Below are 17038 nucleotides of genomic sequence, written 5' to 3' on the forward strand. Positions count from 1 at the left end.
AAAACAAAAATAGTTTTACCGTTTTACACAAAATTGAAAGCGAGATGGAATTATGAGCCTCCACGCAAGTGAGGTAACGAATGAAAATTGGCAAGATGTTGCCTATTTATCCGTACACGAAAACCAAAAGAACTTTATTGAAAGTAATTCATTTTCACTAGCACAATCGCAATTTGAACCAGAATGGAAGTCCATTGGATTATATGATGGAGAAGATTTAGTCGGTTATGCAATGCATGGACGTGAGGCAGATACAGGCAATGTATGGCTTGATCGCTTTATGATCGATCAGCATCACCAAGGAAAAGGCTATGCCAGCAGATTCCTAACACTTCTACTTACCAGAATGGAAGAAAAATATCAATGTGACAAGATTTATTTAAGTATTTATCCAGATAATAAAGCAGCACAACACTTATATGAAAAGTTCGGATTTAAGTTAAATGGACAAATTGATGATTTGGGTGAATTCCCTTGTCTTATCATGGAGCTTGACCTTCAAAGGAGTCCTTTGCAGTGAGCTTTTCACCCAAGTTAAATCTATTGGATACGGAGCCAGTAGGACGTATCTTTTTACGGTACTTAATACCGTCAACTATCGGTATGTTGCTGATGGCAATCAATATTGTAGCGGACGGCATCATGGTCGGTAATCGATTAGGTGCAGAAGCATTAGCGGGAGTCGGAATTTCGGCTCCCGTTTATACGATTTTTTTTGCTATTTCCCTATGGATCGGTATAGGCGCCGCCACGAAATACTCGATGGCAATGGGTTCCAAAGATGTGCTGAAAGCTCGTTCGATTTTCACACATGCAATTTTCTCCATTTTCTTATCCACCATTATAGTAGGTTTAACCGCTTTTATTTATAGGGATCCGTTAGCTTATGCACTTGGAGCCAATACGACCACTTTCCCTTATGTTTCACAATATTTATTTGTCATTCTACTATTTGGCTTTATCTTTACTGTAGAAAACACCTTTAGTATTTTCGTACGCAACGATGGAGCACCGAATCTTTCAATGGCTGGGCTAATTGTGACATCTGTCGTTAACATCGTCCTGAATTATATATTCTTATTTATTTTTGATTACGGTGTTGCCGGTGCTGCATCCGCCACCATTATTGCATCATTCATAGGTATGCTAGTACTCGCAACCCACTTCTTAAAAAAGAACAATAACTTGAAACTGATTCGCTTGAAGTTTAATAAAAAGCTGTTTCTAGCCATTCTACTTGTTGGATTTCCGAGCTTCCTTTCCGAGCTAGGGATCTCTTTCTTTACCATTACACATAATATCGCGTTCGAACGGATGGCCGGCACGGAAGGTGTTGCGGCCTTCTCTATTTTGAACTATGTACACAGTGTCATGCTCATGCTGTTCCTTGGAATGGGTGGTGCGATTCAGCCACTTATCAGTTATTATCAAGGCTCCGGCAACCAGGCAAGGATGAGGGAAACTGTAAAAAAGGCCACTCTCACCGTTGTCATGGCAGGTGCTGTGTTCTTCCTTGTCGGTCAATTCGCGGCAAGCCCTATCGTATCGATCTTCGAGGACTTCCCACAAGCCGTAAGAGATTTGGCTACTACAGGAATTAATTTATTCTTCTTTGCTTATTTATTTACAGGTACGAACTTTGTCATGATGACCTATTATCAGTCTATCGGCAATGTACGGATGGCAACTTGGATCACAGCTTCACGCGAAATTATCATTATGTTGATTTTCTTAATGATTTTACCTCGCTTCTTTGGATTGAACGGTATTTGGTTATCTATTCCAGCGTCTGAGTTTGTCGTGTTTGTAGGTGTTTTCATATATCAACGAAACGCTACACGGCATTCTTTAATTGGGTAGACTTTAAGCCATAGAATAGGCCGGAAACATAAATCGTTGTTCCAAGTAGCGCGACCCGTAGGATTAGGGTGTGTTCGTCATGTAGTGGAGGATGCTGTACTATTTTTGTTCCTTTCTAAATAAGAGTGATATACTAAAAGGGCAACTGAATATCGTGTTAGAGATAGGTGCGTTTATTTTCTTAAACGCTTAAAAGGGAAATCGGTGAAAAACCGATGCTGTCCCGCAACTGTGAGTTGGAGTATAATTCGTTACCACTGTTTCACCGCAAGGGAAATGGGAAGGTGAATTATACGATGAAAACGAGCCAGGAGACCTGCCTAGATCAGTACACACCAATACCCTACGCGGATAGGAGGTGTCAAGTGCGGCTTATGAAAAATCATACACAAGCCGACGTACGAAAAAACGGAATCAGGACATTCTTTAGGAGGCTTCGATATAGTTTCTGTCGATCCAACGTAAATGTTTTTCCTGCCGAACCGTTTAATTCGTCATGGCTTCCCACTTAACATCCTTCCAGGTATTTACTGGATGGATGTTTTTTATGTCAACGAACTAATACAAACACGATGAGGAGAATGAATGATGTGCAATCAAACTATTAACGACTTTACAAACTTATTAAAGGACACATTGATGTCGGAACGTGTGGGTACTCACTCTACCCCCCTTCCTATATTGGTGAAAGATGTAAAGAAACAAATTTCCGAAGATCATACCTACAACTCAGCAGAAAAAGCTAAACAATTGGCTAATTTAGATAAAGCATATCAAATCGTAGTAGCTGAATTAGTAGGTAGTAATTAATTCATAATAAAATCCCCCTGTCCTTGCCTTGTCAGGGGGATTAATCTGTTATAGAGAATCTTTAATCACACGCTTATAATTCCACACGGAAAGCAAACCAAATATTGAATATAGTGCTGTGTAGATTAACATTATGATAATCGTTGGTGTCAGCATTTCAGTACCGAATAAAAACCAGCCGGATTTTACAGCAAAATAGCTATGTAAGAGACCGACGACTAATGGAATACCGAAATTAAATAACTGCTTTCGTTGAATCCCTTTCAGTAAATCCGTTTGTGTATAGCCTAGTTTACGAAGAATAGTGTAGTTCGACTTTTCATCTTCACTTTCGTCCATCTGTTTAAAGTATAAGACGCAGCCAGACGTAACAAGGAAAGCAAGGCCAAGGAATCCCACGATGAACATGATCATGCCAGCACTTTGCATCTGTTTCGTTCTTTCCTCAAGCTTTGATTCATGCCCTGCCCATTCGTTTATTCCCAACACATTAAATAGTTCATTCGCTTTTTCGAGATCATTTTCATTAGTAATATCCACTCCATGATACTCAGTGAATTCAGGCGTTATGGAAGGGTCTTTATCTACATTCATTTTCTGGAACACCCGATCATCCACTACCGCGACAACAAAACCATAAGCTACACGCGTTGGAAGAACAGCTACTCTTTCCGTCCCTTTCAGTGTCAGATCATACATATGCTCTTTGCCTTGAAATACGATTTGCTGATCCGCTTGGAATTTCATAAAGTTTTCCGTCAAACTATCGGAGTTAACGAAGAGCAATTGCTTTTCTTCTACGTCTATCTCCGACAATACTTCATCACTTATGACAATCATCTGCATATCGGTGTAACTCATCTCTTGACTTTCTCCGCCTGGAATAGATAGAACTCTCGATAAATCAACAGGCATAGTCAATAGATCAATAGCTGATTCCGTATAGGCAATACCTTCAGTTTCAAGTGACTGTGTGAATTCCACTGCGCGTGTAGTATCCGGAATGGTAAAGTCGGCGGGAATCGTACGCTCTACTGACTTTTCTACTGAGTAATACGATATATAACTTAATGAAAGTAATGCTATGGATAGTGCAGATAAAGATGTAATAATCATTAATAAAAGAGAATTGGATCTCATTCGAAACATAATCGAAGAGAGTGATAGCACGTCGTTAACGTTCAGATATCCTCCTTTGCGTTTACGAATCAAGTTAAAGATAAAGCTGACAGATCCTTTATAAAATAAATAGGTGCCTACGATCACAGAAGCTAGTATGACGATCATCACTAGAAATAGCTGATTTCCAAGAAATACACTACTAAATAATCGGGATGATAAATAATAGCCGAATACAATGAGGAGAATACCGAACACACCAATGACCGCCTGAAACACTGTCATCTTTCTCACCCGCTGTTGCGTCACGGTCGTCACACGAAACAAAGACAATATACTATGACGTTTAATGAATAGTGCATTCATGATCAAAATCAATACAAAGATTGCTGCAAATACGATCAGCGTCTGAAGTAATGCCTCCGAAGAGAAACGCAAAGTCGCGACATCCGTTACACCGGTAACCTTAAATAGAATCAGCATGAGTAATCGTGACATCGAAAACCCTAAGAATATCCCTACAATGAGTGAACCGATATATAAAACGAAATTCTCCACACTTAAAATACGAAAAACAGTTCCTTTTGTCATCCCGATCAATTGGAATAATCCAATTTCCTTACTGCGTCGTTTAATGAATAGATTGTTAGCATATAGCAGGAATACAGACACGATAACAATCAGAATAACTGAACCTGATTTAATGGCTGCCGCACCTTTCCTCCCTTCTGTTGCATCGTCCAATGCTGGATCGAATTGCAAGGTTACGAATGAAAAGTATAAGCCTACGCTAAAAATCAGTGCAAAGATATACACATAATAATGCTTGAGGTTTTTCTTGATATTCCGGAAGATTAGCTGATTAAGCGTCATGTTGCACACCGCCCAGTACACCTTGCGTTTTGATAATATCATTGAAAAATTCGGTCCGCGTTTGGTCTCCTTTATTCAGTTGCGTATAAATTTGTCCATCTTTGATGAACACGACACGCTCACTAAAACTTGCGGCAAGAGGGTCATGAGTGACCATAATGATAGAGGCATTTCGTTTCGTATTGAGATCACTTAATTTGTTTAACAAATCGGATGCTGCCTTTGAGTCAAGAGCGCCTGTTGGTTCATCCGCAAAAATGATACTCGGATCATGGATGAATGCTCGTGCGGCAGACGTTCTTTGCTTTTGTCCACCCGAGATTTCATTTGGATATTTAGTAGCAATTTCTGAAATACCCAATTCCTCCGCCACTGCAAGGAATTTTTCATTGGCTAATTTTCTAGACACTTTTTGCACAGATAATGGAAGTAGTATGTTTTCTTTTACCGTTAACGTATCGAGTAGGTTATAGTCCTGAAAGATGAAGCCCAAATGACGTTTTCGGAATTCTGCCATTTGCTTTTCTTTCATGTCGTTGAGGTTCTGCCCTTCTATGCTGATCGTCCCCTGGCTGACGCGGTCAATGGATGAAAGCACGTTCAGTAGAGTCGTTTTCCCCGAGCCCGATGCCCCCATGATGCTGACGAATTCACCTTTTTGCACTTTTAGATCCAGTGCACTCAATACTTCTTGTTTATTGAATTTATTACCGTATGTTTTATAAATTTTTGTTGCTTGTAAAATCACCATGTCTATCACTCCTTGTTCATTCTATCTTAATCAATGTACAGATTTTTCTCCTGCCTTTAATATGACAATTCGAAAAAGCATGTGACGATTATGTCACATGCTCCTACATACGCGCTATACGAATCAATTCGTTTTCTTTCGCAAAGATCAAAGAAAACCTCGTACCTTCACCTACTGTTGACTCTACTTTAAATGTAATCAAGAGGGATTTTGCTACTTCGTCTGCTAAGTACAGCCCCATTCCTGTGGCAGCATGATGTTGATGGTTAGCTGTTCCAGTAAAGCCTTTATCGAATATGCGAGACAAGTCCCTTGGAGCAATTCCTTGCCCAAAATCTTTAATCGATAGCGTGGTAATTCCTTCCTTACTAGTACCCCGGATATGTATGTCCGAATTCTCGCTGTATTTCACCGCATTCGTCAGCAATTGTCTGATAATGAAGCCGAGCCATTTTGCATCAGTCAATACTTCTTCTGTTTCCAAAGATATATCAAAACCAATGCGCTTTTGCATACACCATTGTCTTAACGATTTTATCTCTTGAAATAGTAACTTCTGCACATTCGTCTTTTCGATATATAAATCATTCTGGATGAATGGGATGCGCTTTTGATGTAGTTGTTGGTCGAGTAACAAATGGATTCGAAGCCACTCGTACATTAACTGTGATCGGAGCACAGGATCTTTCGTGCGTTCAATCATTAATTGCAGAGTTGTTAGCGGTGTTTTCACTTCATGTATCCAATTCAACATGTCATCTTTCTCTTGCTCTAAACTAATTTGTAATTCATCTAACTGATTTTTAAACACTTGAACTTGTTCGGAAATTCTTTCAGAAGTAATGGCTTCGAAAGGACTGTTAGCTTCAGGGATTGCAGTTAGATCGAATGATGGTTCTAAGGATTGTAAGTGTTTATAAAACCTCGTTTCTTTTCCATAACGTATGGTTATAAATATAACGAAAGATAAACAGGAAATGAATGTTATATAGACAGTAGACAAAAATGGAATGCTCGTGTCCAAATAGCCCATCGTCAGAACGAGCAATTGCAAGAAAACGAAGAACAGTATCCAACTCGCCCGTTCTTTAAGAAAGAATCCGATCATAGTTGCCCTTCCTTTGCCATATACCCTTGCCCCACTTTTGTTTCGATAACATCTACTAAGCCGATTTCCGCGATCCGTTTCCGTAAACGGTTAACGTTGACAGTCAGCGTATTATCGCTGACAAATCGTTCATCATCCCAAAGGCTCGTGATGATTTCTTCCCTGGATACGATTTCATTCTTTCTTTCTATCAATACTTTCAAGATATATATTTCATTTTTCGTCAATTCAATAGTTCCTTTTTCATTGGTGAGCGTACCTTTCAAGAAATCCACAGCGGCATCACACCATGTTTTCACTTCCAATGTCTGATCGGCACTATAGTTATACACACGGCGTAAGATCGCTTGAATCTTTGCAATCAATACATCAAAGTGAAAGGGCTTTTGAACGAAATCATCGGCTCCAAGTTGCATCGACATCACCATATCAGTGGGATGATCCCGTGAAGACAAGAAAATAATTGGGACATTGGAATGCGTTCTTATCATCCGACACCAATGAAATCCATCGAACTTTGGTAATTGGATATCGATGATGACAAGGTCCGGTTTGATTTCTGTGAATTCTTGCAGTACATTTCCAAAATCCTCGATTCCCGCCACAGAGTAAGACCACTGCGTTAAACGTTCTTTTATTTCCTCAGATAATGTTTGATCATCTTCGATCAGCATAATTGTAAACAATGAACTCACCACACTTTTCTTCATTGCTATTAGTTTATCCTATAAACAGTCAGAATCAAAACAGCGCGCAAGTGAAAGTAGATTCACTTGCGCGCTGATTTGATTTCTATATTAAATAAAATAACCCACCATTCACCACATCCACCGTAATGCGCGGTTTAAAACGCTCTTCCATTGCTTGCTTCTCCATCTCATAACACTCAGGTTTCGGTTCCTGCCCCTCATAGAAATAATCTAATACCGCTTGGTCTTTCTTCCATCTCTTTTCCGCTTCCTCCACCCACGTTAGATCTTCACCTTCAATTACTTGAGAGATCACAGCATCCAATCGATCAAGTGCGCGAATAGGCGTGATGATATAAGGTAAGTGAAATACTTGTTCAGACGATTGCTCGGACAAATCCCGCATACCAATAGTCTCCTGGAACTCTTTTACGACAGTACCCGTCATCAAATTGATGCCTACTGAATACAGTATTTCCTTCGTTTGATGGCTGGTGAATGACACTTTATAATTTACACCCACCCACGGAGTTAAAATCCGCTGTTCGTTAGTGTCTACTATGCGCTCGTACATTTTCACATACTGCCCCATCTCTTTGGTCAATCGAAATAATTGATGTAGCCGCGGAGATCCTAGATGAATTACTTCTCCTTTCATCCCGTTTTGCAACTGCTGCATATTTGTAATTAGCGTGAGCTGTGCCGGATTCGGTATTTCATTGACGCTTTCAATATACCTCCAATAAAAAGGGCGGTTCATAATTCGTTTATCCATATCGATGGTTAGTTGCACAGTTAGATAATGTTCATTTCCATGAAGTATTTCACAGTCATTTTCCGTGAAGAATCTGTGAAGATACGTATGGATTTCTGTCGAATGCATACATTCTCCTCCTTCACACAGACTGTTCTTTCATTTCCAAAATATCATCTAGTTCGCCTACTACTTGTTCGAACGTCTCAATCTTTCCTTGCAGCACTTTCACCACATGGTCATCAATCGTTTCTTTTACAGCCAAATTATAAATCTGTACATCGTGTTCTTGTCCTAGTCGATGTACCCGACCAATCCGCTGTTCCAATTTCATTGGATTCCAAGGAAGATCATAATTGATGACGTGATGGCAAAATTGCAGGTTAATCCCCTCTGCTCCAGACTCTGTCGCGATTAACACTTGCGCTTGCTGCTTAAATAAATGCTTAATCCACTCCCGGCTGCTTTTGCTTAACTTACCGTTGAAAATAACATTCGAAATCCCATTCGCATACAGATAGTCACTCAAATATAATTGCGTCATACGATATTCAGTGAAAATAATCACTTTTTCGTTCGCTTGTGCAATCAATTCGGCCGCCTTTTTAGCTTTAGAATGAATCGTCAATTTTTCCAATTGATCGATGACATCTTCCACATAGGAGATTTCTTCCGCTTGTTTACATTCCTGCAGTTTCATCCTTAATGTACCAACCGTGGCATCGGGGCTGCTACACATTTCCCTTTGTAAAGTCATTGTGGAAAATGCATCGGAGAATAGCGGAGATATTTGTTTCAGATTGGATATAGCGGTGTAGGCCTGTCTTTCATTGTCCGTGAATGTGATAGGAACTGTATGAATTTTTCGTGTAGACCATTCCACACCCGTATCCTGCCGCCTATTACGTACCATGACTTGGCTGACTAGCTCTTTTAAATAACTATCTCGCTCTTCATCACGATTTTTAGCAGAAAACACGGAAGAAAACTCCTCATAGTTTCCTAAATGGCCTTGTTTAAGTAACGTCACTAGATAAAACAATTCAAACGTATCATTTTGGATCGGTGTTGCTGTAAGCAGTAAACAAAACTTCTTCTTCAAACTTTGTACAAATTCATAACTGATCGTCTGATGATTTTTTAATTTATGCGCTTCATCTACAATAATCAAATCATAATCTTGCGCAAAAATTTTCTCCTTATGTGGACTGCGTTTGGCTGTGTCCATACTCATGACGACTACATCTACATAATCTAGCTCATAATTCTTTTTGTACAACAGCGCAGGGATATGGAATTTCGTATATAGCTCTTCCACCCATTGATTAACTAGAGAAGCTGGTACTAGTATCAGCACTTTTTTCACGAGACCTCGCAGCAAATATTCCTTGATAATCAGACCTGCTTCAATGGTTTTACCAAGCCCAACTTCATCCGCCAAAATCGCTTTACCGTTCATCTGTTCAATCACTCGTTCAGCCGCTTTTATTTGATGAGGTAACGGTTTTACATTAGGTAAATAAGCAAGTGACTGCAATCCAGTAAAATCAGTAATTAAGTTGTTTTTCGTGATGTCATAACTCATGTTATACAGCACCGCATTATTCCATGGTTCATGGTTTTCAAGTCGTTGAATAAATCCTTCTTTCCAAGAAGACGATCTTTCAATTAGCATTCCAATCACCTCAACTAGCTTGTATGTTTTGATTAGAATACCCCGAAAAATGAATATTATGATAAACAAAAAAGACCCTCTGCTCACTGAAGGATTTTAGGATTTGCATCGACTAGATTTCAAAAGCGATAAAGCTTCCTTCGTCATCAAAATCGGTTATATGAAGGATACGATCTGAGAATAATTCGGCGACAGCTGTATCATTTCCTATTGCTAGGGTAAGTACATTGAATTCCTTTTGTTTTTTCTTATCATTGAATTCCGTTAGAAAACTTTCGCTAATCTCGTCTTCTCCATCGCTAACAAAAATGACATCTGCATGTTTGAATGTACTGTCTTCCATTACTTCAAGTACGCCTTGCAGTGATAGTGTAAAATCTGTTCCACCACCCAAAAATGTTCTGGCCAGTCGTGCAAGTTCATTTGAAGTGATCTTACCTTTAGTGAATACTTCTTTTTGAATAGTCTTAGAAAATAAAAGAACACATAAATCCCGGCGTTGTTTCTTGGCGATGGATAAAAACGCCAAGATGAACCCTTTTGACTGATTATCAAGCAACTTCATACTTCCCGATTGGTCAAGACAAAAAATAATTGGGCCTTTGCCAAGATTCTCTCGCTTCTTCTGTTCAAACTGCATGGTGTTTCCTTCCGCAAAGCGCCGCAGAAAATCTTTTTTCGTCGAGTCATTTGAATATAGTCCTAATTCCATCGGGTGGAGACGTTCTATTTCATTTCCAATAGTTACGCCACGTCTCTCTATCGCCTCCACATAGTTCGTCTTCTGCTTTTTCCGCGCCACTTCTTGAAAACGACCAGCCCACTCTGCAATTTCCTGTATTTTGGGATCCATTGCTATTTGATCTGCTACTGCCAGTTGTTCACGCAATGGTACTTTTTTTAACTCTGCGTCCCCTTTACCGACACTACTCCCGCCCATCAAAGAAATCAGACTATCTTTTACTTTGATCGATTCTTCAACCGCTTCATCGATCGCTTGCATAAATCGTTCGCCATTCGTTTCAAGTGTTAATTCAAGCTGATCGTTTAACTTATCAGTAGCATCGGCCAGTTCTTGGATAGGTCCATCTTCTATCTCGTCCTGTTGTCGATCCAAATGTACAATTGGCACGTCATTTTGTAGCGCTTTTACAGTTTCCAATTTCTTCAGTAAGTCTTCATCCATAGCCAGTGCTTCCGCTAGCCATTGATTAATTTTCTCAACCAACTTTACGGTACAAACAGTTGCAGCGAGATCATCCAGTCGAGTAAAATTTCTATATTCCTCAAACTTTTCATCTTTCATTAGCTTTACTATAATGGTTTTATTCGTTTTCAGTGCTGGATCCATTTGCTCAGGTAAAATTCGTGGTTTCATTTTATATAACGATGCCCAGACATCGCCAAGCAACGCTTCCGTAGTAGGTAATTGTCCTTCTTCCCTGACCTTTTGCAAACCGTCTGACATCCCGAACAGTTCTTTAAAGCGTCTTTTATCAAATGCATCTGTATTCAGTACGGAGCGATGATCTCTAATTATTTTACTTCTTTTCATAAAATATCACTCCTTTTACATTCTGAAGAAGATACCACGCCGCTCACTATTTCCATCTTTCTTTTCGTTCATTCCACCGTAGTAAGCAGTATCCATTCGGCTACTTTCTACTTCATTTTTCAAGGAAATAATTTGTTTTTGTAAATGATCCACTTCAGTAGTACAGCTCCCATTTTGCTCTTTTAAATTATTGAGTTCTATTGATAAGGCAGAAATTTTCTGGACCGCTTCCATACCTGCTTCTGTTGACTCATCACGCAATGCGCAATCATAGATCTCATTCGCTTCATTTTCAATTGCTGAAAGTCTTTGTGCTAAACTATCCTGTGAATGTCTACGGACAATACGGCAAACCGTCTCTTTTTGATCCAAAGTCTCCCAGAGTGCATTCCCAAGAATCACCATATCATCCGGCTGTACAGATTCTCTTTGATTGATCAAAGCTCTCGCTTTCAAGATACTTAAAGATTGTTTGAATCGACGATCTGACGGCTGTATTCCTTCGTCCTGGAGTTCTCTTCGAATTGTAGACAATGTATCAAATACTTCATCTGAAATATGCACTTTATTGGTCATACTTTGAAGTTGCACTAACTCATCCAAATGCATAGTCGGCATTTCGACATGTTCGCCTTCATCTTTCATCATGGATACAAAGTTCGATTCATCTGCAATGAAATTAATTTCAAATCGTAATAGGAAGCGGTCAAATAAAGCTTCTAGACCTTCGCCTTCCTCGGGATATTCGTTGGAAGCGCCAATGATTGACATTAAGGGTGCTTTAATAGGTTGTCCATCATTATAAAATAGTCTTTCGTTGATTAAGGTCAATAAACTGTTTAATATGGCAGAATTTGCTTTAAAGATTTCATCTAAAAATACCAAATGTGCTTCTGGCATTTTTGTTGCCGTATTGCGCTTATATACGCCTTCTTCTAAATCTTTTAACGACAGTGGTCCAAATACTTCCTCCGGGGTACTGAATCTTGTCAGTAACCATTGAAAATAGGACGTGCCGTTCACGATTTTTGCTAGTTCTACTGATAGTGCAGATTTCGCTGTACCAGCTGGCCCAATCATTAACATATGTTGTTTGGATAGGAGAGCTATTAAGATCCCTTCTACCTCGTTTTCACGTTCAAAGAACTTTGCATTCAATGCCTTTTTTATTTCATGTAACTTCTTTATAGTAGTATCCATATAGACATCCCCTCAGTTCATAATAACGAATCATTGTTTTCTTTATGTAACAGTGTGACTGTAATAGAAAGGTTTTAACCGCTCAATCCATAATTCCTTCATGGATTATTGCCTAATCAATCGTATTCTCATGTCTAGCCTTTAATTTATGATAAGAGTTTTGGACTTACTAATTTTACAGTACCCTGTCTACTTTTCTTACTTCTTTTATCCACTATCAATTCGTCCATTAGTACTTTTCTGAGTATGTTTTCATGATACGTTACAAGAATTAGATAACTACTTACGTACTGCGGGATATTACTGGTATTTCACAATCAGGCGATGCAAAACTCTTATTCTTAGTGTTCTTTAATCTTAGAAATGTGTATAATAACTGCTTATAATAGCTAAAATAGGTGAGCGACATGAAAACAAAAACATTACCGTTAAAAGTTGGAATCATTCTCTTGAGTATCTTTCAAGTTTATATAATCTTTACTAGATGGGACGAAGATACACTTGGAACATTTATTGCCAGCGTAATTTTAGTAGGATGTATAGTATTACTGATGGCAGGTATGTTCTTTAGGAGCGATAAACACATTAACCATCTAAAATAATAACAACGCTCTTCACGCTGTATAAAAAATACCCCTTAAACTAGACTCTTTGTAAAAGTCTAGTTTAAGGGGTATTAATTTTTAGTAAGATTTATCTCATTGAATTCTTTGATAAATTGCTTCAAAGCCTTCTTTGCATTGATGTACAGCAAAGGCATTATGGAAAATATGTCCTCGTCCGTCGACAACTCATTAGTCATAGATGCTCTTAGCAATCCATGACTAATGTGGTTTCAATGACTTAATCAAGTTTCTCTTTCCATTTAGAATTCATAGGTAGAGTCCTCTTGCTGGATGATGGATCAACTCAACGTTGACATCCAGCATCATCTATCCACCTAAGTATAATTTATAAGAAAATACAGTATTATTCTTTAAATGATAAACTCTCTTTTTCTAAAAAAGTTCTCATAATTGGTAAGGAAGCGGGTCCAATGCCATGGATTTTTAGAATTTCTTTTTCAGTGTATTTTGATAGTTTTTGCAGAGTATCAATACCATTATGAACTAATGCATTTCTGGCAGGTGAGCTTAACTTCGATAGAAATCCACTTTTTGGTTTATTCTCTTTATTACAAGTAGGGCAACTTGTGCAGTCACTACTTTTGTAATAAGTATGTCCTTTTTCACAAACCTTTAAATTCATTTTTGCTTTCAATAGTACCACTCCCGCTAATTTCCAAATTCAATATACTATACTTCCACTAACTGCTTTTTACATTTTCGATATGACAATACAAACCAATATAAAGATTGCTACCAAAATAAAGAATGCTTTCAAAACGTAGTAGGGACTATTTGTTAAGGTAGCGGCGAGTAGCTCACCTATTATAGTTCCATCACCTGAACTCGATTTTTTCCTGTTCTTTTCATGGTATTCCTCCGAGTAAAAAATTCCAAATATCAGTATAAATATTGCTATAGATCCTGCAAGAAATTCTCCCCATCCCCACATCAAAACGTTTTCCTTCTTTCTTAATTTTAATTATCCTTATTCAACTAAACTGCCACTTTAATTGAACAAAAAAGGCCGTCTAAATAGCTCAATAATCTTCAAATAAAGCACTTGTTTGTTCAAAAAATAGAGATAGTTATTAAACAATTGCGCCTGAATGTGGAAGAAAGTGAACCAATATCATACTGAAAAACTTTTCCAGTCTTCATCTCATATACCTATTCTACTTCCTTATTTCGATTACCTAAAACATATTCTACCTAGCGACAGGTTGTCATCTGCTGACTTTACATAGAATTTCTTCTTTTTGTCTCCATATATATGAAAAATCTTCTCTCTAATTAGCTTCCTATGGTAATCGCATTTCCTCTATTTTTTAAAGTAGATACTATACTTAATGCCGCAAGATAGCTTGTTTTAGGGTTGTTTGGCATTGGCTCATTTTCGATCAGTAAATTCATTTTACCGAAATCACCCTTTGCTTCAATAAGATGTGTGTTTCGTTGAATATTCGGATCTGCTATCACGCGTACTGCCGTTTTATGCGCACCAACTCCTGCAATGGATAGGAGTAATGCAACATTGACGTTTTTAGGGAATCTTTCAATTGCCTCCAATGCCACGCCATCAAAAATGCATTCTTCTACAGACTTCACATCAAGTCCTAGTGATGGATAGGACTTTCTAGTCGTAATGCGTACTTCCTTTAATCCACCTAGAGAATTTGCTGATTGTAGGAGATCCAATCCACCAATCGCTCCTGAAGGCAGATAAATATGTTGCTGATTCTTCCGCGCCACTTCTTTCATTTCATTCAAATATGCAACATCTTTAAATGCTCCGATACTACTTAGTATCATGTCTTTCTTATTCACCAGCACTTCTTCCATATGCTTCATCGCTACTTCAATCGTTGCAGCTTCCACGACAACGTCCATAGGAGATTGAATGAACTCCTGAAAGTCTGTATAGAACGTTGCACTGTACTGTGATTCTAGTACCGGTCCCACCTCTTGGTTTCGACCGAATATGGAAATAATTTCACCGTCCACTTTGCTGTTCCCGTTAATACTTTCTAAAAGATACTGCGCAATATTGCCAGTCCCGATTATGCCGATTTTCATTTTACAACACCTCTTCCTTCAGTATATACACTTCTTTCAGAAATAGATGACTTTCTCCTTCAATACCCTATCTATACATAAAAAACACAAGGTACGAATAGGATGGTATGGATAACAGATAGATAAATTAGGGGGTATGTATGAGTGGCTGGTTATACAGATAATTATGAACGGGATACGTACGGTATTATTGATTTTTGGGTGCGCAATAACTTTGAACATGGTGAGTTTTTCGATCGAGAAATCAGTCATCATGAGTTAGAGTTAGCACGCGCCAATCAGCAAATGATCGACCGCATGGGGAAAATTTTTAAAAAGACTGAATCTAAAACCGGTGACATCGGATTAATTATCGACGAGGCAAAGAGTTCTACAAAAGAGTTCGCTGATTTACTCCTGCATACGATGGATCGTGCGTTACATTGCGATGTAATTATTTCTACCCCTACTTCCCTTCTTGATCACATGATTCGGGAAGCTGAGGAAGCAGAGCGTGTGTTCAAATTAATTGAAACGAATTCTTACATCACACCAGCAGATGCCACACTACATGAGAGCAACTTCTGGCTTCGTCAAATGCTTGACCACTTACTATTCATCAGCCATTACGTGGATGCTTCTAACTATGAATTACACGATCAAGTGCGCGCGATGACTAGGAAGTTTGAAAACCTTTTACTACAAGCGCAAGCTTTGAAGACCATCATCCGTAGACCACGTAATGAAGTATCACCTGTGTTAAATACATTCAATCAAATGGTGATAAAAGAAGCAAAAGCACTTGAAGCTTTTAAGCTGGAATTAAGTGAACTGATCAAAGCCTGTGCTGCGGTTACGACGGCTCCGCCTGATTTACTGGAACATATTGCGAGAGAAGCCCACCATCTGTGGAAGAATCTCGAAGATCAGGTCGTAAACTAATTTTCATGAAAACATGACGAGAATTTCTCGTCGTGTTTTTTATTTATTATATAAAGTTTTGGCAGTTTATAACTATTTCAATTTAAGTTTCGTTAGTGTAGTAGTGTGGCGGTGATGGAAATGAATTCGGCACAACTGGAGCACATAGTGGATAGGTAGGGAAAATATTTAGTGAAGATGGCATACTTTTTTACATGACCGTGACATGGCGAAGGATATCATATAGGAAGTTTTTATCTCTTTTTATGAGAAGTCGAACTATCAAGAATAAGGAAAGTTACGAGCTTACTTAACCAAACTAACAGTCAACCGCTGTAAAGATCATTTACGATACAGGTCTTTTCATAATCTGAAATTCAAAAACATTGGACAGAAACCATACATATTGAACATGACCAATTGATCATAAGAAGAACAATCCATCATGGCTATTGCTGTATTAACATTGCCTGTGAAGTATCTCGAAATTATTCTCTTCTATTTGACACATACTCGCAGATACACCAACGCATCCAAGGGGCTACAACTTAATGCTATAGAAGATAAAACAACGCTTGGTAAAACCGCCTTCCTATAAATCAATTCATAGGAAGACGGTTTTTATTTATTAAGAGACGCATATCTTTATTTCACAACGGTCACAGGACACACAACATGCTTCATTACCTTATGGCTGACGCTACCTAAAACCATTTCTTGAAATGAATTTAACCCACGGCTGCCGATGACTAGATTACCAATGTTCTTTTCGTTTACATAGTTGATGATTTCCTCGCTAGGATTCCCCCTGAGTATAATCACTTTTGCTTCCACTGCCGCTTCCTTCGCCATAGCTAAAATCGGATGCATCTTTTGTTCGCGTTTCAGTGCTAAGCTCTCAGGGCTCTGCTCTAACAGTCTTTCGTCCTTCGCCTTGCTAAAATCCTGCACATAGATAATCTCTAACGTAACTTTAGGCAAATATTCTGCTAGCATAATCGCATGTTTTGCGGCACGCATCGCATTTTCAGACCCATCAATCGCTACAGCTATTTTCATATGG

The 17038-nt window shown here is 38.6% G+C and carries 15 protein-coding genes and 1 riboswitch; of the genes, 4 read left to right on the plus strand and 11 right to left on the minus strand.

Annotated features, from left to right (window positions below; genetic code table 11):
• Nucleotides 1-52 precede the first annotated feature (52 nt).
• The 3 genes from CSV75_RS13730 (at nt 53) to CSV75_RS13740 (ending at nt 2670) form a co-directional block, all read left to right on the plus strand.
• Nucleotides 53-520, plus strand: a complete 468-nt coding sequence (locus CSV75_RS13730) for a GNAT family N-acetyltransferase (protein ID WP_099676279.1) — start codon at nt 53-55, stop codon at nt 518-520.
• Nucleotides 517-1860, plus strand: a complete 1344-nt coding sequence (locus CSV75_RS13735; protein ID WP_099676280.1) for an MATE family efflux transporter — start codon at nt 517-519, stop codon at nt 1858-1860. The genes CSV75_RS13730 and CSV75_RS13735 overlap by 4 nt, the downstream gene beginning before the upstream one ends.
• Nucleotides 1861-2008: 148 nt before the next feature.
• Nucleotides 2009-2198, plus strand: a riboswitch (cobalamin riboswitch).
• A gap of 247 nt (nt 2199-2445) precedes the next feature.
• Nucleotides 2446-2670, plus strand: a complete 225-nt coding sequence (locus CSV75_RS13740) for a hypothetical protein (protein ID WP_233191678.1) — start codon at nt 2446-2448, stop codon at nt 2668-2670.
• 48 nt (nt 2671-2718) lie between these two features.
• Here CSV75_RS13740 and CSV75_RS13745 read toward each other — a convergent pair whose 3' ends face one another.
• From CSV75_RS13745 to nadX, 10 genes are all read right to left on the minus strand, one after another.
• Complete coding sequence (locus CSV75_RS13745) at nt 2719-4662, minus strand: ABC transporter permease (RefSeq protein WP_099676282.1); 1944 nt, start codon at nt 4660-4662, stop codon at nt 2719-2721.
• Nucleotides 4652-5413, minus strand: coding sequence for an ABC transporter ATP-binding protein (locus tag CSV75_RS13750; protein ID WP_099676283.1), 762 nt, complete (start codon nt 5411-5413; stop codon nt 4652-4654). Before CSV75_RS13750 ends, CSV75_RS13745 begins: the two co-directional genes overlap by 11 nt.
• Nucleotides 5414-5516: 103 nt before the next feature.
• Nucleotides 5517-6521, minus strand: coding sequence for a sensor histidine kinase (locus CSV75_RS13755; protein ID WP_099676284.1), 1005 nt, complete (start codon nt 6519-6521; stop codon nt 5517-5519).
• Nucleotides 6518-7207 carry a response regulator transcription factor gene (locus CSV75_RS13760; protein WP_099676345.1) on the minus strand — a complete coding sequence of 230 codons (690 nt, stop codon included), beginning with the start codon at nt 7205-7207 and terminating at the stop codon, nt 6518-6520. Before CSV75_RS13760 ends, CSV75_RS13755 begins: the two co-directional genes overlap by 4 nt.
• 106 nt (nt 7208-7313) lie before the next feature.
• Nucleotides 7314-8093, minus strand: coding sequence for a YqhG family protein (locus CSV75_RS13765; RefSeq protein ID WP_099676285.1), 780 nt, complete (start codon nt 8091-8093; stop codon nt 7314-7316).
• Nucleotides 8094-8106: 13 nt separating this feature from the next.
• On the minus strand, nt 8107-9639 hold the full coding sequence (locus CSV75_RS13770; protein ID WP_099676346.1) for a DEAD/DEAH box helicase: 1533 nt from the start codon (nt 9637-9639) through the stop codon (nt 8107-8109).
• Between the two features lie 112 nt (nt 9640-9751).
• The gene (locus tag CSV75_RS13775; protein WP_099676286.1) at nt 9752-11194 is read right to left on the minus strand and encodes a VWA domain-containing protein; all 1443 of its coding nucleotides are present in this window, start codon (nt 11192-11194) and stop codon (nt 9752-9754) included.
• 15 nt (nt 11195-11209) lie between these two features.
• Nucleotides 11210-12394 carry an AAA family ATPase gene (locus CSV75_RS13780; RefSeq protein WP_099676287.1) on the minus strand — a complete coding sequence of 395 codons (1185 nt, stop codon included), beginning with the start codon at nt 12392-12394 and terminating at the stop codon, nt 11210-11212.
• Between the two features lie 969 nt (nt 12395-13363).
• A complete protein-coding gene (locus CSV75_RS13790) occupies nt 13364-13642 on the minus strand; it encodes an RNA polymerase alpha subunit C-terminal domain-containing protein (protein WP_199171373.1) in 279 nt (92 codons plus the stop codon).
• 650 nt (nt 13643-14292) lie between these two features.
• Nucleotides 14293-15075: an aspartate dehydrogenase gene (gene nadX, locus CSV75_RS13800; protein WP_099676291.1), complete on the minus strand. Its 783-nt coding sequence runs from the start codon at nt 15073-15075 to the stop codon at nt 14293-14295.
• Between the two features lie 144 nt (nt 15076-15219).
• Between nadX and CSV75_RS13805 the strand changes: the two genes are divergently transcribed.
• Complete coding sequence (locus CSV75_RS13805) at nt 15220-15996, plus strand: DUF2935 domain-containing protein (protein WP_099676292.1); 777 nt, start codon at nt 15220-15222, stop codon at nt 15994-15996.
• A 624-nt stretch (nt 15997-16620) separates the two neighbouring features.
• Here the strand turns inward: CSV75_RS13805 and CSV75_RS13810 are convergent.
• On the minus strand, nt 16621-17034 hold the full coding sequence (locus CSV75_RS13810; RefSeq protein WP_099676293.1) for a universal stress protein: 414 nt from the start codon (nt 17032-17034) through the stop codon (nt 16621-16623).
• Nucleotides 17035-17038 lie beyond the last annotated feature (4 nt).

It is taken from the genome of Sporosarcina sp. P18a, from assembly GCF_002743135.1.
In the GTDB taxonomy this organism is placed as follows: Bacteria; Bacillota; Bacilli; order Bacillales_A; family Planococcaceae; genus Sporosarcina.